Origin of the sequence: Burkholderia pyrrocinia (genome assembly GCF_022809715.1) — a bacterium.
In the GTDB taxonomy this organism is placed as follows: Bacteria; Pseudomonadota; Gammaproteobacteria; order Burkholderiales; family Burkholderiaceae; genus Burkholderia; species Burkholderia pyrrocinia_C.
Genome location: NZ_CP094461.1, coordinates 525,413 through 548,485, shown reverse-complemented (window position 1 = coordinate 548,485; position 23,073 = coordinate 525,413). Strand labels below are relative to the sequence as shown.

Sequence of the window (23,073 nt, the reverse complement as noted above, 5' to 3'; positions counted from 1 at the left end):
AGAACAGGAGGTCTCATTCTGATACTTGTGACCAAATCAGTCAATAGTCACATCGAGATTCATGGAGCAAGACTTCTGAGTACCAGGCTCGCGAGTTGGGCCGTCGCCTCTTCCGCGCCATCGAGGTTGTACTGGAGCAGCAAGGGACTGAAGTAAGGTTTCATCACCAGAAAAATCGCATTCACCGCCTCGTCTGGCGGCGTCTTGCGTTCGAATTCGCCGGTTTCGCGTCCGAGCCGCAGGATATCGGCGATGAGTTGCCGGATCTGGTCCTCATAACTCCGGACAGATGGCCAGAGCGATTCGGCCGACACGGCGGCAATATCGTAGAGCTTGCGATCCTGGAAGAAGAGCTGACATCCGGTTTCAAGTAAAGTCTTGAACATGCAGCGAAATTTTTCCGTCGCACTGTGCGCGCCGTCGATGTTTTCCCTGACTGCGGCAATCATCGCGGCGAGGCGATTCGCGCAGATGACCTGACCGATCGCCTGTTTGGAATCGAAAAATTTGTAGATATAGGCTTTTGAAAACCCGATTTCCTTCGCGAGGTCGGAAACGGTGGTCTTTTCGTAGCCGTAGCGGCTGAAGTATTCCGTTGCGGCGTCGACGATCTGGGCGCGAACTTCGTGGTCCGAGGGGCCACGGGACGAGGAGGCGGAGGGAGTCGGTTTGTTCATGTCTCAAGCTTAGTCCCTCACTCGTCAGTTGACAACGTGTGACCATATTGTATATTGGTCACACTATCCGCTCTCCCGCTGCGCCCCCGAGATGATCATGCCCCTGCACCGTCCACTTGTTCTCCTGACCAGCGTTGCCGCCCTTTCGGCGTGCGCCGTGGGTCCCGACTACCACCGCCCGGATGCGCCGCTGGCGCAGCACTACATGACCCAGCCGCCCGCCGGCACGGCACAGGCTCCGGTTGCCGATCTGTCCGCATGGTGGGAAAGCTTCAACGACCCGCTGCTCACGCGTTACGTTTCGCTCGCGCTGGCCCAGAACCTGGACCTGGCCCAGGCCGTCGCGCAAATCACCCAGGCGCGCGCGCGCCTCGGCACGGCCAACGCGGCGCTGCTTCCGTCGGCCTACGTCTCCGCGTCGGCGGCGCGCGCCTATCAATCCGTCGACACGCCGTTGGGGCAGTTGCTCAATGCCACGCCGGGTTACGCGCGCTGGGGCAGCGAGTACGAAACCAACCTGGAGGCCGGTTGGGAGATCGACATCTTTGGCGGTCTGCGCCGTCAGCGTGAAGCCGCGCTCGCCGATTACGCGGCGACGCAGGCGGCGGCGGTCGCCACCCGACTTGCCGTCGCGGCCCAGACCGCGGATATCTACGTCACGATCCGGGGGCTCCAGGCCCGCCTGGATATCGCGACCCGGCAGGTGCAGACGCAGCAGGCGCTGCTCGCGGACGTGAAACTCCTGTATTCGAAAGGCGCGGCGGCCGACTATCAGGTTCAGCAGGCGCAAGGCGCGCTCGACCAGGTTCAGGCCGGCGTGCCCGTCCTCCTCGCGGCGCTCGATGCAGCGTCGAACGCCCTCGACGTGATGCTCGGCACCCCGCCCGGCACGCACCGGGCCGAGCTGAGCCCGCCGTCCCTGATCCCGGTTGCGCCGTCGCTCGCGGAAATGGGCACGCCGGCCGATCTGCTGCAAAGACGTCCCGATCTGATCGCCGCCGAACGTCACCTCGCCGCGGCCAATGCGCGCATTGGCGCTGCGATCGGCGAGTACTACCCGACGGTCTCGCTGAACGCCTTCCTCGGCAGCGCGACCTCCGCCGCTGCCGGTACGTTGTTCTCGGGCGGCGCCAACCAGGCGGCCGGCCTCGTCGGGCTGCGCTGGCGCCTGTTCGATTTCGCGCGTATCGGCGCCGACGTCGACGCGGCGAAAGGCGCCGACGCGCAAGCGCTCGCGGCATATCGGCAGGCCGTACTCCGCGCGTCCGAGGACGTCGAAAACTCGCTCTCGTCATTGGTGAATCGACAGGTGCAGGCTGCCACGCTGTCGCATGCCGAGTCGTCGTTTTCCCGCGCCAAGGATGCCTCGATGACCGCGTACCGCAGCGGTGCCGCGAGTTTCATCGACGTATTGCACGCCAACGAGACGCTGCTGCAGGCCGCCGACGCGCGTGCGCAAGCACAGACGGAATCCGCGCGGGCAGCGATCTCGACGTTCAAGGCGCTCGGCGGCGGCTGGGATCCGGCATCGCACGTCGGGCAGACGTCGTTGAGTTCACGCTGACGAAGCCGCCCTGCATCGGCGCGCAACGAAGCCCGCGCATATCCCGGGGTCGCCCGAGTGCGAACCGCACCATTGCCGTGCGCGTCGCGCCCGCAATCGGACAGCGTCTCGCGCGTCACAGCACCCATCGCGCGGCCGTCATCGAATTGCGCTAAATTGGGCCTGATTTCGTTTGAACCCGCCGTCGGGTAAAGGCACGCAACGCCCAAACGGGCGCACTCCAGGGCGCGATTAATGAACGACAAGGATCCTGTCGATTTCGGGCAACCCGTTGCAGACGACACGCTCGCCAAACGGTTTCTCCTGCGAGATGCGCCCACCGTGCGGGCCGGCGTTTTCTCCCACGGGCAACCGATCTCGTTCACACGGTTGATCAACCCGCGGCCCCAACCGGGGCGCTCGCTCACGCCGCAACCGGAGGAAGCCTTCGTCTTCCAGATGCCGCTGATACTGGGCCCCGATCCCGGCCTCCGTTATTCAAGCGGCAACCTCGACGCGTCCGCATCGTGCAGTCCCCCCGGCAGTTGCTATCTGCTTGACCTGCGCTCGAGCCCGACGCGCCGTCTCGACATGCCGTTCGATACCATGCGGCTCTATCTGGCCCAGGGTGCGATCGAGGAATTCACCGATCAAAAGCGGCGCCGGCGCATAGGAGGACTCGTGCAGCCGCATCTCGGCGCCAGCGACCCGGTGCTGTTCAGTCTTTCGCATACGCTGCAGGCGGTCCTGCAGCAGCCCGACCTGACGAGTGCGCTGTTCATCGATTACCTCGCGCTGGCGTTTTGCGAACACGTCGTCACACGATACGGCCGAGCCGAGCCGGTGCTCCGGCCACGCCGCTCCGGACTCGCTCCGTGGCAGATGCGGCGCATCGAGGATTATTTCGCGTCCCACCTGCACGACAATCCGTCGATCGCCGATCTCGCGCGCGAGTGCAATCTCTCCACCAGCTACTTCGGCGAGGCCTTCAAGCAGACCACCGGCAGCACGCCCCATCAGTGGCTGCTCAAGCGACGTATCGAGCGCGCGAAATCGCTGTTGCGGGAAACCGATGCGAGCCTGGCCAGCATCGCATCGGACTGCGGATTTTTCGACCAGAGTCATTTTTCGCGCGTGTTCTCGCGTCTCGAGGGGTGCGGGCCGAAAGACTGGGCGCAGCGGAACCGATAGCACCGGACACGTGCAAACGTCGTGGGCGGCGTATGTGTGCCCGCTCGATATGCATCGACGCGCCACGCCCCCCGCCTCCCGATCCGAATTCAGCCACTGCTCCCCGGTATTCGACGGTCGTCCGCGAATCGTCCAACGAATCGTTGTTTTATACAAGATCGCGCGGGCACCCGGCAGGTACGCTTGTCCCACATCGACTCGTCGATGCCTCTGCGGCTCGTCACTCGTTGAACGGGTGGCCATCGCGGTCCGGCCATTTCATTTCGGCGCACCTGCCGAGATAGCACGTTGATTTTCCCGTAAAGCCTCGCGCGGCCGCCCGCCCCGAAACGGCATGGCGCTGCGCCGGTCCGCCCAACCCTCCTGGAGTCGGCGCATGAAAAATCGCGATACGTCTACGCATCTTGATCACGCAACGGGTGCGCCCGTTGACGACAATCTGAACATCGAAACGGCCGGCCCGCGCGGTCCCGCGCTGCTGCAGGATATCTGGCTGATCGAGAAACTCGCGCACTTCGACCGCGAGGTCATTCCCGAACGACGCATGCACGCCAAAGGATCGGGCGCGCACGGCGTATTCACGGTGACGCACGACATCACGCGCTACACCAAGGCGAAACTCTTTTCGGAAATCGGCAAGGCAACGCCGGTATTCATGCGCTTTTCGACAGTCGCCGGCGAGCGCGGCGCCGCGGATGCCGAGCGCGACATCCGCGGCTTCGCGGTGAAGTTCTATACGGAAGAAGGGAACTGGGACATCGTGGGCAACAACACGCCCGTGTTCTTTTTCCGTGACCCGCTGCGTTTTCCCGATCTCAATCACGCGATCAAGCGCGACCCGCGCACGGGACTGCGCAGCGCAAACAGCAACTGGGACTTCTGGACGCTCCTGCCGGAGGCGCTTCACCAGGTCACGATCGTCATGAGCGACAGGGGCATACCGCGCAGCTATCGCCACATGCACGGATTCGGCAGTCATACGTTCAGCCTCGTCGATGCCGACAATCGGCGAACGTGGGTGAAGTTCCACTTCCGTACGCAGCAAGGCATCGAGAATCTGACCGACGGCGAAGCCGAACAGCTCGTGGGCAAGGATCGCGAAACGCATGGCCGCGATCTTTACGAGAGCATCGAACGCGGCGACTTCCCACGCTGGACCCTCTTCATTCAGGTGATGAACGACGACGAGGCCAGGGCTCTGCCGTTCAACCCGTTCGACCTGACCAAGGTCTGGCCGAAAAGCGATTTCCCGTTGATCGAGGTAGGCGTACTCGAATTGAACCGCAACCCGGGCAATTATTTCGCCGAGGTCGAGCAGGCGGCCTTCTCGCCCGCGAACGTCGTGCCAGGCATCGGCTTTTCGCCGGACAAGATGCTGCAGGCGCGGCTCTTCTCTTATGGCGACACGCAACGTTATCGGCTGGGCGTGAACTTCAATCACATTCCCGTCAATGCACCGAAGTGCCCATTCCACAGCTATCACCGCGATGGCGCCATGCGCACCGACGACAACCTCGGCAGCACACCGTCTTACTACCCGAACAGTTCCGGCGAGTGGGAAGTGCAGCCCGATCTTCACGAGCCGCCGCTGCGGATCGAAGGCGACGCCGCACATTGGGACCACCGCGTGGACGTCGATCACTTCGCGCAGCCCGGAAATCTGTTTCGCCTGATGAGTCATGCGCAGCAACAGTTGCTGTTCGATAACACCGCCCGGCAGATGGCCTCCGTCCACGCGCATATCCAGGAACGCCACATCCTCAATTGCGCGCAGGCGGACCCCGAGTACGGCGCGGGCGTTCGCGAGGCCCTCGCAAGAATCGGGGCGACGACTGCGACGAAGTAACCGGCCATTCGCGTGCGGCGTCCACCAGGACGCCAGCATCCGCTCACATTTCGATGGAGAACCGTCATGTCGCAGTTCATTCAGGATGTCGCCGTGCCCGACAGTCAGCTTGCACGGGAAATTACCGAGTTCGTGCGCGACACGTCCACCCCGCTGCTCTTTCATCATTCGAGCCGCGTATATCTGTTCGGCGCCCTGGAGGGTATGCGCGGCGGCCTGAAATTCGATCCGGAACTGTTGTACGCGGGCGCCATGTTTCATGACATCGGCCTCACCGGAGCGTACAGCAGCGCCACCGAGCGCTTCGAAGTCGACGGGGCCAATGCGGCCCGCGAATTTCTATCGAGCCGGGGCATCACCGCGGCCGATATCGACCTCGTCTGGACGGCCATTGCGCTGCATACCACGCCCGGCATTCCGCGCCATATGCACCCGGTCGTCGCGCTGGTGACCGCCGGTGTCGAGATGGATGTGCTCGGACTTTCGTACCACGCGTTCTCGCACGAGGAACGCGAAGCCGTGACGCATGCGCATCCGCGCCCGCCGCACTTCAAGGAAGAGATCATTCAGGCGTTCTACGACGGCATCAAGCACAAACCGGAAACCACGTTCGGCAACGTGAAAGCCGACGTGATCGCCGACAAGGAGCCTCATTTCCATCGGGGAAATTTCTGTTCCGTCATCCGCAATTCGGCATGGCCGCGTTGAAGGTGTCGCGGCCCGCGCATCGATGCCCGGCCAGTCGCACCGCGCCAACCGATCGCGACCGCGTGCAGGTCCGCATAGGCAGAAAACACCGGCGATCGCATTGTGCGAAACGGCCGGCCGGTGTCCATCAACAAAATCATTCACACCGAGGTGAACATCATGGGCAAGCTTGCAGGAAAAGTGGCCGTTGTAACCGGTGCGTCGAAGGGTATTGGCGCCGCCATCGCCAAGGCGCTCGCGGCAGAGGGCGCATCGGTCGTCGTGAACTACGCCAGCAGCAAGACCGGCGCGGACGACGTCGTGTCCGCCATCACCACGGCCGGGGGGAAAGCGGTTGCCGTGGGAGGCGATGTGTCGCAGGCTGCCGACGCGAAAGGCATCGTCGATGCGGCGATCGAAACGTATGGCCGCCTCGACATCCTCGTCAACAACTCGGGCGTCTACGAGTTCGCACCGATCGAAGCGGTCACGGAAGCGCAATACCGCAGGCAGTTCGACATCAACGTGCTCGGGGTCCTGCTCACGACACAGGCCGCCGTTCAGCACCTCAGCGAAGGCGCCAGCATCATCAATGTCAGCTCGGTCGTCTCGACGCTCACACCGGCGACGACCGCCGTCTACAGCGGCTCGAAAGGCGCGGTGGATTCCATCACTGGCGCGCTCGCACGTGAGCTCGGGCCACGAGGAATTCGCGTGAACACGATCAATCCGGGCGTGATCGTGACCGAAGGCGCACAGAGCGCAGGGGTAATCGGATCGGAGTTCGAGCATTCGGCGGTCAGCCAGACGCCGCTCGGGCGCGTGGGCAGACCGGACGACGTCGCGTCGATTGCGGTTTTCCTCGCCTCCGGCGACGCAAAGTGGCTGACGGGCGAGCACATCATCGCCAGTGGCGGCATGCGCTGACGCAGGTTCGCGAAACCGCGGGCGTACCGTCGGCCTCGACATCGACAAACAGAAATGTGACGGTCGTTCCGGATCGCCCGCGGTTCAGTGGGTTGCCGCGTGAAATCGAAGCGTGACGACTGCAGCCGCTGAAACGAAACGACGATGCCCACACTTCCAGAAGCGTGACCCGCCTGCGCGGGTCGCTGTTCACCGCCACGCTGCAAACCGGCGGACGCCGGTGCGACGAGCCGTTTGCGATCGCAAACTCGACACGATGCTCCGTATTGCCCTGCCAGAGACTTCCCTTCAAATCAACCTGATCAGGAACGTGCCATGAGCTATTTCAACTCCACGGACGGTACCGAAATTTTCTACAAGGACTGGGGGACAGGCACGCCAGTTGTCTTCTCCCATGGGTGGCCCCTCTGTGCCGACGCCTGGGACGCACAAATGCTGTTCCTCGGCACCAAAGGCTATCGTGTCATTGCACACGATCGTCGCGGCCACGGCCGTTCCGGTCAAACGTGGGAAGGGAACCACATGGATCAGTATGCCGACGATCTCGCGGCACTCCTGAACCATCTCGATCTGCGGGGCGCGGTGCTGGTTGGGCATTCGACCGGTGGTGGCGAGGTCGCACGCTACATCGGCCGTCACGGAACCGAGCGCGTCGCAAAGGCGGTGCTGATCGGCGCAGTTCCGCCGATCATGCTCAAGACCACCGAAAACCCTGACGGTTTGCCGATCGACGTATTCGATGGTCTTCGCGCCGGAGTGGTCAACAATCGTTCGCAACTCTACAAGGATCTCGCCGTACCGTTTTACAACTTCAACCGCTCGGGTGCCGACGTGTCACAGGGCACGATCGACGCCTTTCAGGTGCAAGGCCTGATGGGTTCGATAAAGGGGCAATTTGATTGTATTCGTGAATTCTCCGAGGTCGACTATACGGAAGATCTGAAAAAAATCGACGTACCCCTCCTCATTCTGCACGGCGACGACGACCAGATCGTGCCGATCGACGCATCAGCACGACGGTCGGTTGAAATCGCCCCGAATGCACGGCTCAAGATCTATCCCGGCGGCTCGCATGGCATGGCCACGATAAACGCGAGCGCAGTCAACCTCGATCTACTCGATTTCCTTCAAGGCTGAATCGTCTGTCTGTGATGAGCCTGTGCAGCACTTTGCACAGGCCTCGTGCAAAAACCGTACGCCTGGCAGCATCGTTTCTCCCGCTGCATCCAGCATCCAATGGCGATAATCAAGCTATGGAAAACACTCCAGGTATCGAAGATGCCGCAAACGGCATAAGCGACGGGTATCGCTGGGACAGGATTCTCGACGCCCTGCGATCGCCTCCGGCTGCACCGCCTTCCCCGGCAGTAGACGAGCGTGCGTGCAGAACCGATTCGAACCTCGAGGCGGTCCGCATCGTGATTCTCGAGCGCCCGTCAGCCGACACCGTTCTCGTCTCGTGGAGCAGTTCAACGGCGTGTCGATATGGCGAACAGACCTGGCAGAGAGTGATTGCCCGAAAGGACGGCGTTTGCATTCTGACGGGCGACTTGATTGCTCGGGGGGATTCGGTCTTTCGTCCAAAGCGCGCGCGGAACGCGATGTGCAGCAACGCGACGGCGATGATCAAGGCGTCGTCCATCGATCCGCCGCCTTGCCGGGGCGGTCAGACATCAGTCGGGTTGGTCGCTGATCCAAGGGCCTCGGCGCAAAACCGGCCTGGTGATCGGCACGCAGATGCTTTCCTCGAACTCGAACCGCACTTTGCCCAACTCTTCTCCGAGGCTTGAGTCGGAGACGGGCGTAGGCAGAAAAAGGAGACATCGCGTGGATCAGTCGCTCGAACACGCTATCGCGAGCATCGTTCAAACTCGCGCTGGAAAGCATCCGATGCCGGTTGTCCATTCTTTTTTTGACGAGGCGACATCAACCGCCAGCTATGTCGTTCATGATCCGATCTCGCTTGCGGCAGCGATCATCGACCCTGTCCTCGACTTCGACGCACCGACGTGCCGATGTTCGGAGACGTCGGCCCAGGCTATCGTCGCCCATATCGAATCAGAGGGCCTCTCGACTGTATGGCTACTCGAAACCCATGTACATGCAGACCACCTGACCGCCGCGTCTTTTCTGCAGGCGCGTGTCGGCGGTACGCTCGCAATCGGACGCGCCATAACGACGGTACAGCGAATCTTCGGCGGCTTGTTTAACGCCGGACCGGAGTTTCTGCGAGACGGCTCGCAGTTCGATCACCTGTTCGATGACGGAGAGGGATTCAAGATCGGGGCGATCGAGTGCAGGGTTCTTAACGTTCCCGGACATACGCCAGACGGTGTCGCCTACGTAATTGGTGACTCGGTGTTCTGCGGCAACACGATGCTTATGCCGGACTACGGTACGGCAAGAGCCGACTTGCCGGGCGGAGACGCCAGGCGGCTTTTCCGCTCCATTCGGCGACTGCTTTGCCTTCCCGACGAAGCAAGACTATTCGTGAGTCACGACTACAAAGCCCCCGGCAGGGACGCATACGCTTGGGAAACAACAATCGGGGTCGAACGCACCACGAACGTACACGTTCGTGACGGGATCACTGAAGACGCGTTTGTCGCGGCACGGACCGCACGAGATGCGACACTGACCTTACCGAAGCTGCTTCTTCAAGCGACGCAGGTGAACATGCGGGCAGGCGCCCTTCCACCAGTGGAAAACAACGGTAAGCGCTATCTCAGAATCCCGCTGAACACGATCTGAAGCGGTCGACCTCGAACTGCATATTCCGCATATCAAGGTCCTCATATCTCCCGACGCGCTGGAGTTCGATCAATCTGGAAGCACGGTTGACCTGAACCCTGAAGCCGACATGCGAGAATTCTGCCCATTTCTCTCCCGAGATTTCTCACGCCGATTGGTTGAGTCTTTCGACCTCAAACCCGTCAGCCCATCCGTAGGTGGTCACCGCGCCATGCACTTCGAGGACGCGCGCAGCACGACACGAAACGCGAGCAGCGGCGCCCTCAGGCAGCATCACGCCGGGCCTGCCCATGATCGAGGCTGCGCCCACTGCAGGCGCGCTTGCCCAGGCGACCGCGGCCGCGTCGCCGAGGCGGACCGCCGCGCCGTTGTTCCAGCGCAGCACGGTGCCGGCGAGCTTTCCCGGCGTCGTGATCTTGCCGTCGGCGTTGACGGCGCCCCGAAGGCAGGGCGAGATCACGGGTACGGGTCTAAATCGAACGGGGACACCAAGAAGGTAGACAGGAAGTCATCGATTTTACTGATTACTGATTTGGGGACGGACCGCTAAGCCTTGTCGCGTCTGGATCGGTGTACTCAGGTAAAACGCAGCAAAATCAAGGAACCCCCAACCTGAGACACCGGCGCCCGGATCCCTGATTCCCCAGCAAAACCGACCCAAGGCCCGCTGCTCCTGTGAGCGCGGGCTTTTCGCCTTTCGCACGGGGTAATCCGCTTTGTGAAGCGACGCTCGTTTCACCTCGGTTAACTTCGCGATGCTTTATTCAGCGCTCCGGCATCCATGCTCAACCGGAGCCGACAAATTCCGAGACGATTCACGGGATCGATTGATTTATTCAAATTCCGATATTTGATGGAATCGATTTCAATCAATAATTTGAATCATTCATCCATATGGCCGTTTACTTTTCAAACTCACTTCCGTTAAGCTTGCGGCAATATTTTTTCGATACAAATTGAATCGATTCATGAATCAAGAATTCAGGCTGAATTGCATTAATCATGTCGATTTTTGTTAATTTTTTAAAATTAAATGAAACGGGATAAATCCATAAAAACCGGCAAGCCATCATGTGATTGACCTGGTTCTCCGTGCGTCGCTCGGCGACATGTACCTGCCGCCTCGACCACATTTCTTTGGCATCGCGATTCAGACTGCGTGGGACGGGCCCGACCATATGCCCGGCCGGCGCCGCACCGCTATCGCGGACTTCGAACTCACACTCTTGCGAGCGCTGACGATGGACGACTTTTGCCGCGCGAACTTGCCCCCTGTCGAGGATTGGCCGACGTTTGTCTTTGAGTTGCCGGGGCTGCAGTTTCCGCCGTTTCTCAATTGCGCCGCCGCGCTGCTGGATACCGCGGTCGAAGAACGGGGCTGGGGCGATCGCGTCGCGATCAGGACCGAGTCGGGCGTCGCGTGGTCGTATCGCGAATTGCGCGATACCGGCAACCGGATCGCCAACATGCTGGTCCGCGACGCGGGCCTGGTGGCCGGCAATCGGGTGTTGTTGCACGGTGCCAATCACCCGATGCTTGCCGCCGCGTGGTTCGGTGTGGTCAAGGCCGGTGGCGTGGCCGTCGCGACGATGCCGAAGCTGCGCGCGGGAGAACTGTCGACCATCATCGGGCGAGCCCGGGTCACGCATGTGATCTGCGAAGCCGGGCTGTCGACCGAACTCGACGCGGCGATGGCGAGCATGCAGTGGCACGGCAAAGTTCGGCGCTACGAGACGGAGGACACGCATCCGCACGCGCGCTGGCCAGGCGGCTATTCGGCGGAATTCGCGGCCGCCGAAACGCGCGCGGACGATCCTTGCCTCATCGCGTTCACGTCGGGGACGACCGGGGAACCGAAGGCAACCGTCCATTTTCATCGCGACGTGATGGCGGCCTGCCACTGCTTTCCGCAGCACGTGCTCCGGCCCACGGCCGATGACGTTTTCTGCGGGTCGCCGCCGCTCGCATTCACGTTCGGCCTCGGCGCGCTGCTGCTGTTTCCGATCAGTGTCGGCGCGAGCGTCGTGCTGTTGCCGAAAGCGAGCCCGGAACGGCTGCTGGCCGCCGTCGAGCGGCATCGGGTCAGCATCCTGTTTACGGCGCCGGCGGCCTATCGGGCCATGCTCGACCATCTGGGCGGGCATGACATGTCGTCCCTGCGCAAATGCGTGTCGGCGGGTGAGGCGCTCCCGTCCGGGACGCGCGACGCATGGCAGGCGCGCACCGGCCTGCACCTGATCGACGGAATCGGGTCGACCGAGATGCTGCATATCTTCGCGTCGACAGGCGACACCGGCGCGAAGGACGGCGCGATCGGCAAGGCGGTGCCCGGTTACCGCCTTGCCGTCGTGGACGAGCACGGCCAATGCCTGCCGCCCTACGAAATCGGCTATCTGGCCGTGCGGGGGCCGACCGGGTGCCGCTACCTGAATGACGCGCGGCAACGCGACTACGTGAAGCACGGCTGGAACCTGACGGGCGACAGCGCCTACCTGGACGAGGACGGCTATCTGTTCTATCAGGCGCGCGCGGACGACATGATCATCAGCTCCGGCTACACGGTGTCTCCCGGCGAAGTGGAGCACGCGCTGCTGCGCCATCCCGATATCGCCGAATGCGGCGTCGTCGGACAGATCGACGAATGGGGCGGCACGCTCATCTGCGCGCATGTGGTGCTGCGACCGGGCGTCGGCGGCTCGGAGGCGTTGACGACACAGCTGCAGCAGCACGTCAAGAACGTGATTGCGCCGTACAAATGTCCGCATCGTATTGCCTATCACGCCGGCAGTTTGCCGCGCAACGAATCGGGCAAATTGCGGCGCGCCGTGCTCCGGCAGGCGGGGCACGGTGTGACGAGTCCCTTGAATCAAGCAGTCCAGAACGAGCACGCCCTATGAAAATTCTCGGAGCCGCGGTGGCCATTCCGGACCCAGCGATCACCGCGCAATCCTGCGCCAACGATTACGCGATCAAGGCAGCCAGGCAGGCGCTGCTGCAAGCCGGTTGCCTGGCGTCGGAACTGGATCTGATCGTCAGCCTGTCGATTTCTCCCAGCCGGATGGCGGACGCGCCGACGATCGCCGGGCCACGGCTGGCGCACCCGGTGCAGCGCGACCTGCGTGCACGACATGCGGCCGTGTTCGATCTGCTCGATGCGGACTGGACGCTTGCACTCGATCTCGCGCAGAGCCATTGCAAACAGCTTGGCTATCGACGCGCGCTCGTCGTTCGTGCGGAGGCGCTCGCGGACGTCGAACAGGTGATCACGAGCGGCTTCGCCGATGGCGCGGGGGCGATCGTCCTGACGCCTTCCGGCCATGACCGCGTTGATGCCGGCCGCTACGCGGACCTCGAGTCGCCCCCGTTCGCGACGCTCGACGCACTTCCCGCCCGGCGCGCGAACGGCACGCTGTCACTGGCCCGCTTCGAGAGCCGGTTCGATCACGCAACCGGTCGATTCGACGCCGAACCGGCCAATGCGGCCACCGCGGTGCGCGCGATGGTCGACGCGGTGCAGAGCTGCATCGACCGGCGCGCCGCCACGCTGTTTTGCGAATCGTGGTTGAGCGGATGGCCATCGATCGCCGCGGGCGCGGGTCGCGATTTCCACATCGATGTCGTCGCCGGTTCGACGGACATCCCGAACCCGTTCCAGCTGCCCGCGTGGCTCGCGTCCCGCGTCGCGGATTCGATGTCGTTGCGTGACGATGAACATACGGTGGTCGCCATGACGCTGGATCCGTTCAGGCCGCGCATCGCATGCAGCACGATGGAGGTCTGATGGTGCACAACGTCCGAATCGCAAGTCTCGCCTGCCGCCTGCCGGCACGCCAGGTACTCAACGACGATCCGGTTTTTAGGGGCGTCGAGCCCATTCCGTCGGAATGGTGGAAATTCTGGGGCATCGAATCGCGCTACATGATCGATCCCGCTACCGGCGAATCCGAGCTTGCGCTGGCCGAGCGCACGGCGCGCGACGCACTCGCCCGTGCCGGCGTGGAGCCCGCCGAACTCGATCTGGTGCTGTTCAACATGACGTCGCCGTTCGTCTCGCTCGCCGACGGCCGGCGCCGTTTCGCGCCGCGGCTCGCACGTGCGCTGCGCGACAGGCTCGGCGCCACGCGCGCGCTCGACGCCGATGTCGAGATGGAATGCGCGAGCTTCGTGCTGCAATTGCAGCTCGCCACCAATCTCATCAAGCAGGGCCGCGTGAAGCGGGCCCTGGTGTGCTCGTCGGAGCGCATGTCGGCGGTGGTCGATTACACCAGCAAATCGTCGACGAACTTCGGCGATGGCGCGGCCGCGGCCGTGCTCGTCGCCGAGCCGGCCGATCCCGACGGCGCCGATTGGCTGGATGCCGCGTATCACAGCGATGCAACACGCTACGACCTCGTGACCATGCAGTGGCGCAACGCCCGGGCTGCGGCAGGCGACGACGCGGCAACCGACGCCGACAACCCGTTCGGCGTGTATTTCACGCTCAAGCCCGAAGCGCAGGAGGCGATCTCGCGCTTCATGCCGGTGGCCATTCCCGATATCGTCGAGCGGCTGTTGCACCGGAGCGGAACGGGCATCGCCGACGTCGATGCGATGGTGTTCCATCAGCCGTCGGCGCTGCTCGTGCGCGCATGGGCACAGCGGCTCGGGCTCAAGCCCGACCAATACGTGATTCGCGTGGCCGATTGTGCGTGCCTCGTGTCGGCCGCCGTGCCGTTTGCGCTGTACGAGTCGATCCGGCAACGCGTGATCCGGCCGGGATCGTTGGTCGTGATTGCCGGCGCAGGCGCCGGCTGGGGCTTCGGTGCGCAATTGTGGCGCTGGGGCGAAACCGTCGTGACCGATGCGAGCGACGCCGTCGCCGCCGTCACGGAGCAGGAGGTGCAGACATGACCGCCAGACTCGTCATCGCCGGGATGGGCTATGCGCTGCCGGACCGGATCGTCGGCAACGACGAAGTCGCCGGCATGATCGACACCAGCGACGCGTTCATTCGCGAACGAACCGGCGTCGTGGCGCGACGCTATCTCGCTCCCGATCAGCATCTGGCGGATCTCGCGTGCCCGGCTGCGGAACGGGCAATGGCCGACGCCGGCGTCACGGCGCACGACGTCGACCTGCTGATCGTCAATACGCTGTCGCCGGATCATCACGATCCGTCGCAGGCGTGCTACATCCAGCCCCGGCTCGGATTGCGGGAGATTCCGTGCTTCGATATCCGCGCGCAATGCAGTGGCGGGCTCTACGGGGTCGAGATTGCGCGCCATTTCCTCGCGAGCGGCCTGTATCGCAACGTGCTGATGATCTGCGCCGAGGCCTTGTCGCGGCGGATCGACACCAGCAATGCCGGCCGCAACCTGTCGATCCTGCTGAGCGACGGTGCCGCCGCGCTGCTCCTGCAAGCGACGGGCCAGCCGCCGCACGGGCTGATCGACCTGACACTCGGCGCCGACGGCACCCGGTTCGATCTGCTCAGCACCGATGCGCCCGGCGCGCGACGCCCACGCTTCATCGACGAAGGCGACATCGCGGCCGGCCGGCACCATTTCCGGATGAAAGGCGGCCCCATGTTCGAGGACGCCACGCGACGCATCGTCGACGCGTGCCGGCAGATGCTCGACAAGCACCGGCTGACGATGTCGGATATCGGCCTGGTCGTGCCGCACCAGCCGAACCTGCGCATCCTCGACGCGGTCATCGGGCAACTCGGGCTGCCCCGCGAGCGGTGCATGATTTCCGTCGATCAGCTGGGCAACATGGCGAGCGCGGCGTTTCCGGTCGCGCTCGCCATCGCGCGCGAGCAAGGCCGCATGCCGGCCGGGCAGCTCAACCTCTTCGTGACCTACGGCGCGGGCGCGACATGGGCCTGTGCGCTCTATCGGAGCTGAACGACATGCTGAACGCTTCCCCGGGGTGGGTCGAGCCGCGGCTGGCCCTCGTCGGCACGGCTGACGTGCCGCTGTACGTGATCGTCAACAACGAGGCCGCGACGCTGATCGAGGGCGGCCTGAGCGGCATGACGGAGCTCGTGTGGCAGCAGCTTCACGACCTGCTGCGGGACTTCGGCGGCATCCGGCATTTGCGCTACTGGCTGATCACCCACTCGCACTATGACCATTGCAGCCTGCTGATGACGCTCAAGTCGCGTATGCCGTGGCTCCATGTATCCGGTTCTCCCGACGCGTTCGATGCGTTCCAGAGCCCGTCGGCCTGCCGAACCATCCGTCAGCTCGACGCGCACGCGTCGCGGTCGTGGGATCCCGCCGTCGGCGTCGATTTCACCGAGTTGTCCGACCTGCCGTTCTACCCGGTCAATCCGGGCACGCAGCTCGACATCGGCGACGGGATGCAGATTCGCACGATCGCGCTGCCGGGCCACAGCCGTTGCCAGTTCGGCTACTACTGTCCGCAGCTGGACATCGGTTTCGTGTCGGATGCGCTCGGCGAGTTTCACGACGCTACCCACTGGTTGCCGCTGGTCTTTCAGGACCTGTTTGCGTATCGGCACTCGCTGGACGTCATCGAGCGGCTGCACGCGCCGCGGCTCGCATTGGGGCACCACGGCATCCTCACCGGCGAGCTCGCCCGATCGGCCGCACGGCATGCGCGCGCGTGCCTCGATGCGCGCGAGGCCGACGCGCGCGCGGTTCGCGGCAACGCCACCGCCACGCAAGAACTGGCCCACCACTGGACTGCCCGTTACGCGGCAAGAAGCGAAAAAGTGGTGCCGCGTTTCCTGCATCTCAACAGCATGATGCACATGATCGATCTGTTCCATCGCGCCGAATAGCCGTATCCGGATGTCCGCCGCAGCAACACATGGACGCTGGCCGGCGTCAGGCCGCTGCTTGCAGTTTTCATTCTTCTTCCGACGACATCATGACCACTGCGACCTTGCCGACTACGCTTAGCGAATTGCTTCAGAATCGGGCCACGACACTCGGCGACAAAACCGCCTACGTGTTCCTGAGCGGCCCGCCCGAACAGGAACAGGCCGCCTCGATGACCTTCGCGGAGCTCGACGCGCGCGCCCGCCGGGTCGCCGCGCTGCTGCGGCAGAACGCGGTCGACATCGGCGACCGGGTGCTGCTGCTGTGCCGGCCGGGGCTCGATTACGTCAGCGCCTTCATGGGGTGCCTGTATGCGGGCGCGATCGCGGTGCCCGCCTACCCGCCGCGCAACAGGCAGCATATGGTGCGGATCGCCGGCATCGTCGAGAATGCGGGCGCGAACACGATCCTGTGCTCGGCCGAGGACCACGCGCGCTGCACGACCTGGCTCGCCGATACCGACGCATCCGGCAGCACGCTGCTCGACGTCGGGGGCGCGCAGGCGCTGGATCCCGTGGATTCGCCCGCCGGCGTGCCGCCCTCCCACATCGCCTTTCTGCAATACACGTCGGGGACCACCGGCAGCCCCAAGGGCGTGATGGTGTCGCACGGCAACCTGATGCACAACCTGGGGCTGATGCGCGAATGGCTCGCCTATGACGAGCAAAGCACGATCGTCAGCTGGCTGCCGCCGTACCACGACATGGGCCTGATCGGCATGATCCTGACGTCGCTGTACGGCGGCTTCCGGAGCGTGCTGATGGCCCCGGAGCGCTTCATCCAGCATCCGTACCTGTGGCTGCGTGCGATCAGCCAGTACCGCGCGGACCTGACGGGCGCGCCGGATTTCGCGTACCGGATGTGTTGCCGGCGGATCTCCGACGAACAGCTGGCGACGCTCGACCTGTCGTGCCTGCGGGTCGCCTACAACGGCGCCGAGTCGGTGCGCGCCAGCACCCTGACGGATTTCGCGCAGCGCTTCGCCGCCGCGGGCTTCGCCGCCGACGGCTTCCTGCCGTGCTACGGGCTGGCGGAGGGAACGTTGTACGTCGCCGGCCGCACGGAGCGGCGTCCGATCCGCACGCTGTGCGTCGATCAGGCCGCGCTCCAGCGGCAATCCGTCGTGTTGCGCAGCGAGTTCCTGGGCGTGTCGCCGCAGCCGCTGGACCGCCCGGGCGAACGGGTCCTGGTCGGCGTGGGCCGCACCGACGGCGAACAACAGGTGATCGTACGCGACCTGGAGACCAACGCGCGTTGCGACGATCGGACCATCGGCGAAATCTGCGTGGCCGGCCCGAGCGTCGCCGCCGGCTACTGGCGGCTGGACGAGCAGACGCATGCGACCTTCCGGCACACGCTGGCCGGCGACCGGGATCAGGCATTCATGCGCACCGGCGATCTCGGCTTCATCCTGGACAACGAGCTGTACGTCACCGGCCGGCTCAAGGACATGGTGATTCTCGCAGGCCGCAACTACTACTCGGAAGACATCGAGTACGCACTGATCGTCGGCGTGCCGGAACTGGTGCCGAACGGTTGCGCGGCCTTCATGGACGACCAGGTCGACACGGAGCGCCTGATCGTCGTGGCGGAAGTCGAGCGCACGCAGCGCAAGGGCAATCTCGACAGCTTCATCGACGCGATTCGCCAGGCGATCTGGAACCGCCTCGACATCGGCCCGAGCGCAATCGTGCTGGTGTCGCCCGGCAGCGTGCCGAAGACGTCGAGCGGCAAGGTGCGCCGTAGCACGTGCCGCACGCAGCTGCACGACGGCGCGCTGACGATCCTCGCGCAGTGGGACGTCGAGGGCCGCATGCAAACGCCCGCACCTGATCGCCGGCAGCCCGAGCACCCGGCAGCCGGCATCGACAAGCCGGCGGCCAACGATCGCCGGCGCGATGACAGCGTCGCCGTCGACGAACTGAACGACTGGCTCAGGCACTACGCCCGCACGCGGATCGATTCGCGAACCATCGACGAACGTCGCACCATTCCGCCGCACGTCGTGCTCGATTTCGGGAACCGGGGCCTGCTCGGCATGCCGATCGACCGTTCGCACGGCGGCCTCGGCCTCGGCCATCGCGACATGTCGCGCGTGTTCGCGCAGTTGGCCGCGATCGATTCGACCCTGGCTTTCTTTGTCGCCTTGAACAACACGCTCGGGATCCTGCCGATCATGCATCATGCGCAGCAACCCTTGCGCGAGGAATTGCTGCCGAGCCTCGCGAGCGGCCGGATGCTTGCCGCATTCGCGATCACGGAGCCGGCCGCGGGCTCGCATGTGCGCGCGATCGCCTCCCGCGCGCAGCGCATCGAGTCCGGCGACTGGCTGGTCACGGGGAACAAGAGCTGGAGCGGCTCATCCGCGTGGGCGGGGATCATCAACGTGTTCGCGAGGCAGGCCGACGGCACGGGGATGGTCGGCCTGGCGGTGCGGCCCGGCACGCCGGGCGTGCGGATCGGCGCCGAGGAACTGACGATGGGCGTGCGCGGCATGATCCAGAATTCGCTGCACCTGGATCGCGCACGGATCAGCGACGCGTACCGGCTCGGCGACATCGGACAGGGGATGCTCGTGGCGCAGCACGCGATGAACATTGCGCGCCTCGGCATCGCTGCCGTCTGCGTGGGCGGAATGAAACGCTGTGCGCAGCTGATGCATCGCTACGGGGCGCGGCGCCAGGTCGGCACCGGACTCCTGCTGGACAATCCGCTGAGCCGCCTGCGCCTGGGCGAGCTGCGGGACCGCATCGACGGGCTCGACGCGCTGGTCGAGCACCTGGCCGCCGAGCTGGACGTCGGCGTCGCGCTGCCTGAAGACTGCCTGCTGATATCGAAGATTCTCGGCTCCGAGCTGCTGTCGCAATCCGCTGACGAGATGATGCAGTTCCTGGGTGGCCGCGGTTATATCGAGACCAATCTGGCGCCGCAGATCTTCCGGGACGCGCGCCTGACCCGCATCTTCGAGGGGCCGACCGAAACGCTGCTGGTTCACTGGGCAGCCGTCTGCTCAACGGGAGCGACGATTTGCTGCGCTATCTGGAGAGTGCGCTGGGCGCCGGCGCGCTGGCCACGGAGCTGCGCGAACTGGGCGCACAGCTGGCGCAAGACGGGCTTGCCAATGCGTCGAAACTCGACGGCGCCGCGCACGCCGCCGTCTGGGTCAATTACTGGCTTGGCACGGTCGCGCAATGGGGATTGCTGCTGGCGGTGATCGAACGTGCGGCTGCGCAGCAGCGCGTCGGCGACGGCGCGCTGCGCTGGGTGCAGAGCCGGTACGAACTCGCGATCGAGGCGGCGCAGCGGCAGGTCGGCCTGCGATCCGCCTTGTCCACGTCGGTGGAATTGAACGACTGGGCAGCGCGCACCGGGCTCGAGATCGGCTCGATCGAGCAAACCATCCCGGGCGCAAGCCAACTCGTCGATCCGTTGCTGGACGCCGATGCCGATGCGCGTTCGGTCTCCCGCGCGCCCCACGCGCCAGCCGGCGAAGACGCCGGTTCGGCGCCGGCCCCGCTCGTGAGCGAGCCGGCGAGCCTGATCGATCGCCAGCAGGTTCATGCCGTCGAACAATGGCTCATCGCGTGGCTGGGCGAGCGCCTCAAGCACCGCAAGCTTCGCTTGACGCGCGAGTCGACGTTCGCCGAGATCGGCTTCGACTCGATCCTCGCCGTCGAAATGACGATCGTATTCAGCGAGACGTTCGGCGTGACCGTCGATCCGTCCGCGGTCTGGGATTACCCGTCCATTCGCGCGCTGGCCGCCCATCTCGCGCCCAGGACGCACGGCGCCGCGCCGGCGGTTGCCGTCGCGCACGCCGATTCGGATGCACCTTCACTCATTGCAGCCCAACCTTCGACCCTGTGAGACCGTCCAACATGCACGCCCGATTCGACCTTGGTGATTCCACCACCGCGCTGGCCCGGCAGCTCGAACGCTATCTCGACGCATATCCCGACGAAACGCGCACCTTGCTCGGCCTGTCGGCCGGTACCGCGATCGGCGTCGAGGTGCTCGACATCGAGCTGCCGGTCAAGCTCGAGCAACACACGCATGCGGCCACGCTGCGCATCAGCCGACACGACGCGCAGCGCGTGATGGCCTATACGCGCAGTTGCAACTGGGCGAACGGCATCGTGCTGGTGCCGACGCTGGCGCGCCTGGTGTTTGCCGGCGCGTTCCGCGGCCTGCGGGCCGGAGCGCCCCGCGCGATGCGCACGTTCGCGCAGTCCCGCCAGCCCGACCCGACCCGTAACCTGGGAGTGCTGTGGGGCGCCCTCAACCTGTTGAGCCTGGCCGGCTGGCTGACCCTCGATCGCGGCGACGAAGACGCCGAATATGCGCTCACCCCGGCCGGTGAATATGTCGTCGCGTGCGTCGAGCGCGCGCGGCCGCTGTTCGAGCAACTGGCGAATGCCACGTCGGTGCTCCAGCATCTGCACGCACTGTGTCATCGAAAGCGCATGGCGGTCGAAGACAGCGTGCTGTATGCGCAGCTCGCGCGGATCTGCGTGGCGGGTTGGCCGGAGCTTCCGCCCCCGGCCACCGATCTGGAGCGCCAGGTGAATGGACAGCTGCGCACGGCGATGGACGGCCTGCTGCTCGGCCCGACCTGGGTCGCGCTCGATATGCCGGTGTTCGACAAGCAACCGGATGGCCAGTACTCGCAGTCGGCACCCGGAATCCTCGGCAAGCTCGACGTGCAGCCCGGCGGGGTCGCGGTCGGTGCCTGGACGCATGCCGATCCTGTCGTCCTGAACGCGGCATGGACGCTGATGTGCAAGTTCGGCATGGCGGAAATCGATCGGGAAAAGGTGCGCCTCACCGAGTCGGGCCGGATTCACCGGCCGATTGCCGCCCCTTACGCGGGATTGCCCGCGTCCTATCTGCGTTCGTATGCGCTGCTCGACGAACTCCTGTTCGGCAACCCCGATCCGCTCGATATCGATAGCGACGGCCACATCGACCGCGTGATGAACGTGTATGCGTCGAGCGGCGCCGGGTCGGGGCCGGCGTCGCAGGAAATCACGACGAAAATCCTGCGCGAGCTGTTCGACGACACGCCGCTGGATCGCCAGCCGGCCGGCATCGCCGACATGGGCTGCGGCGACGGCAGCGCGGTGAAGCGCCTGGCGGAATACGTCATTACGTCGACGCGGCGCGGCCGTCACCTCGCGGCCTATCCGCTGCTCGTGATCGGCGCGGACTACAACGAATCCGCGCGCGGCCGCGCCGCCGCCACGCTGTCTGCGCTGAAGGACGTCCCCGGCGTGCAGGTACGCGTGATCGCCGCCGACATTTCCCAGCCCGACCGCTACGACGAAGCCGTGGCCGAAAGCGGCCTGACCGTCACGCAGCCGGACGGCAGCGTGCGCCCGGCGCGGCTGAGCGACCTGTTGCATACCTTCATGTTCCTGGTCCACAACCGCCGGTTGAGCATCCGGCGCCAGGACGCCGCCGAAGCGATCCTCGAGCGCCATCTCCGCACCGTCGATCGAGCCCGCCTGCGCGCGGTCGTCGACCAGTACTATCCGGGCATGCTGACGGTATCGGAGGAGGCCGTATACCCGATCGGGCTCGACCGGATCAAAAGCGCGTTCAAGGTGGCCTACAGCGATGCGGAAGGCCTTGTTCCCGGTTACGTGGCGGCTGCGGATCTCATCGATTTCCTGACCCGCTGGAAGCGCCACGCGAAGCACGGCTTTCTCATCGTGGAAGGACATAGCCCGTGGGCGGAGAATCTTTGCGCGCGTGCGCCGGGCGGGCCGGACACGTGGTTGCGCACCGAGCAGCTTCCATCGGTGTTCAACTGGGGCATGCATTTCGTGTCGCGTCAGTTCATGGCGCCGTTCAACGAATTCGCGCTCGCGTTGACCCTGGCCGGCCTCCACCCCGACAGCCCGATTTATGGGCGGATTCATCCGGAGGGGTTCCCGGCGCCGGATCTGCTGAGCGACTACCGATTCTTCAGTATCGCAAACTACGTTGGCGATGCCGTTACCGTCGCTTCCGCTTAACGGTCCGTTCGGTGGCACGCGGCACGCGGCTACGGTCGTGAATGGCGTCAATTCGCGCTTGATCCTGCGTCGATTCCGCGTACAGCAACTCATGCGGCGATCAAGCCGCGGCTGGCACGATGAATGGCGGCGACCTCAGCGTCCGACACGGCATTGGCCGGTGCCCGCCGACCCGGCTCCCGGCCGCGCCACTGGCAATAGCCGCTGCGCTCCCCTGATATACGCGAACTCGCGCGCTACGTCGCAGTCCGTTCCCGATGGATCCACCGGCCTGAACCGCGTCCCCTTTTCCTACGACATACATCCACGCGGCCTCATGTTTAACTCATGCCAAACCGGATCGGGCGTATTCCGAATCCGGGCGGCACGCACCTTGAATGTTCATGAGCAAATCGATGCTTCCATGACTTCCGGTGCGCTTCACGCACTGCCTTGGTACAGCGATGACGAACCGGCTATCGGCGTGTGAACCGCGGCGCGCTTGGCTGTCGCGCCCGTTTCTCTCCAAGTGAAGATTGCCGATGCATCGCCATGGCAACCATGACCGGAACTTTAATGGTGAAAAACGCCGAACACGTGAATTTCCGCAGCGCGATCTCATGCGCGC

General features: G+C 64.4%; 16 protein-coding genes and 1 pseudogene. 15 read left to right on the top strand and 2 right to left on the bottom strand.

What is annotated here, in order from left to right; all coding sequences use genetic code 11:
• Window positions 1-59: 59 nt before the first annotated feature.
• The gene (locus MRS60_RS32575; RefSeq protein WP_131947387.1) at window positions 60-677 is read right to left on the bottom strand and encodes a TetR/AcrR family transcriptional regulator; all 618 of its coding nucleotides are present in this window, start codon (window positions 675-677) and stop codon (window positions 60-62) included.
• A 97-nt stretch (window positions 678-774) separates the two neighbouring features.
• Between MRS60_RS32575 and MRS60_RS32570 the strand changes: the two genes are divergently transcribed.
• The 8 genes from MRS60_RS32570 to MRS60_RS32535 all read left to right on the top strand — a co-directional run bounded on the left by MRS60_RS32570 (window position 775) and on the right by MRS60_RS32535 (window position 9,622).
• Window positions 775-2,241, top strand: coding sequence for an efflux transporter outer membrane subunit (locus MRS60_RS32570; RefSeq protein ID WP_243566880.1), 1,467 nt, complete (start codon window positions 775-777; stop codon window positions 2,239-2,241).
• Between the two features lie 234 nt (window positions 2,242-2,475).
• Window positions 2,476-3,411 (top strand): helix-turn-helix domain-containing protein, encoded by a 936-nt coding sequence (locus MRS60_RS32565; protein ID WP_131947389.1) that lies wholly within the window; start codon window positions 2,476-2,478, stop codon window positions 3,409-3,411.
• Between the two features lie 376 nt (window positions 3,412-3,787).
• A complete protein-coding gene (locus MRS60_RS32560) occupies window positions 3,788-5,257 on the top strand; it encodes a catalase (RefSeq protein ID WP_243566879.1) in 1,470 nt (489 codons plus the stop codon).
• Between the two features lie 66 nt (window positions 5,258-5,323).
• Window positions 5,324-5,965 (top strand): HD domain-containing protein, encoded by a 642-nt coding sequence (locus MRS60_RS32555; protein WP_243566878.1) that lies wholly within the window; start codon window positions 5,324-5,326, stop codon window positions 5,963-5,965.
• A gap of 159 nt (window positions 5,966-6,124) precedes the next feature.
• Window positions 6,125-6,871, top strand: coding sequence for a glucose 1-dehydrogenase (locus MRS60_RS32550; protein ID WP_131947404.1), 747 nt, complete (start codon window positions 6,125-6,127; stop codon window positions 6,869-6,871).
• 315 nt (window positions 6,872-7,186) lie between these two features.
• Window positions 7,187-8,008: an alpha/beta fold hydrolase gene (locus MRS60_RS32545; RefSeq protein ID WP_131947392.1), complete on the top strand. Its 822-nt coding sequence runs from the start codon at window positions 7,187-7,189 to the stop codon at window positions 8,006-8,008.
• A 116-nt stretch (window positions 8,009-8,124) separates the two neighbouring features.
• Complete coding sequence (locus tag MRS60_RS32540; protein ID WP_165948097.1) at window positions 8,125-8,661, top strand: DUF3331 domain-containing protein; 537 nt, start codon at window positions 8,125-8,127, stop codon at window positions 8,659-8,661.
• 37 nt (window positions 8,662-8,698) lie between these two features.
• Window positions 8,699-9,622, top strand: a complete 924-nt coding sequence (locus MRS60_RS32535; protein ID WP_347813513.1) for an MBL fold metallo-hydrolase — start codon at window positions 8,699-8,701, stop codon at window positions 9,620-9,622.
• Window positions 9,623-9,767: 145 nt separating this feature from the next.
• Here MRS60_RS32535 and MRS60_RS32530 read toward each other — a convergent pair whose 3' ends face one another.
• A complete protein-coding gene (locus MRS60_RS32530) occupies window positions 9,768-10,082 on the bottom strand; it encodes a hypothetical protein (RefSeq protein WP_131947394.1) in 315 nt (104 codons plus the stop codon).
• Between the two features lie 781 nt (window positions 10,083-10,863).
• Here MRS60_RS32530 and MRS60_RS32525 point away from each other — a divergent pair.
• The 7 genes and pseudogenes from MRS60_RS32525 to MRS60_RS32495 all read left to right on the top strand — a co-directional run bounded on the left by MRS60_RS32525 (window position 10,864) and on the right by MRS60_RS32495 (window position 22,466).
• On the top strand, window positions 10,864-12,519 hold the full coding sequence (locus MRS60_RS32525; protein ID WP_243567436.1) for an AMP-binding protein: 1,656 nt from the start codon (window positions 10,864-10,866) through the stop codon (window positions 12,517-12,519).
• A complete protein-coding gene (locus tag MRS60_RS32520) occupies window positions 12,516-13,403 on the top strand; it encodes a hypothetical protein (RefSeq protein ID WP_243566877.1) in 888 nt (295 codons plus the stop codon). Before MRS60_RS32525 ends, MRS60_RS32520 begins: the two co-directional genes overlap by 4 nt.
• On the top strand, window positions 13,403-14,512 hold the full coding sequence (locus tag MRS60_RS32515) for a 3-oxoacyl-ACP synthase III family protein (RefSeq protein WP_243566876.1): 1,110 nt from the start codon (window positions 13,403-13,405) through the stop codon (window positions 14,510-14,512). The genes MRS60_RS32520 and MRS60_RS32515 overlap by 1 nt, the downstream gene beginning before the upstream one ends.
• Window positions 14,509-15,507 carry a ketoacyl-ACP synthase III gene (locus MRS60_RS32510; RefSeq protein ID WP_105393671.1) on the top strand — a complete coding sequence of 333 codons (999 nt, stop codon included), beginning with the start codon at window positions 14,509-14,511 and terminating at the stop codon, window positions 15,505-15,507. Before MRS60_RS32515 ends, MRS60_RS32510 begins: the two co-directional genes overlap by 4 nt.
• A gap of 5 nt (window positions 15,508-15,512) precedes the next feature.
• Window positions 15,513-16,409, top strand: coding sequence for an MBL fold metallo-hydrolase (locus MRS60_RS32505; RefSeq protein ID WP_243566875.1), 897 nt, complete (start codon window positions 15,513-15,515; stop codon window positions 16,407-16,409).
• 89 nt (window positions 16,410-16,498) lie between these two features.
• Window positions 16,499-20,316, top strand: a pseudogene (locus tag MRS60_RS32500) (AMP-binding protein).
• An 11-nt stretch (window positions 20,317-20,327) separates the two neighbouring features.
• Window positions 20,328-22,466: a class I SAM-dependent methyltransferase gene (locus MRS60_RS32495; RefSeq protein ID WP_131947399.1), complete on the top strand. Its 2,139-nt coding sequence runs from the start codon at window positions 20,328-20,330 to the stop codon at window positions 22,464-22,466.
• Window positions 22,467-23,073 lie beyond the last annotated feature (607 nt).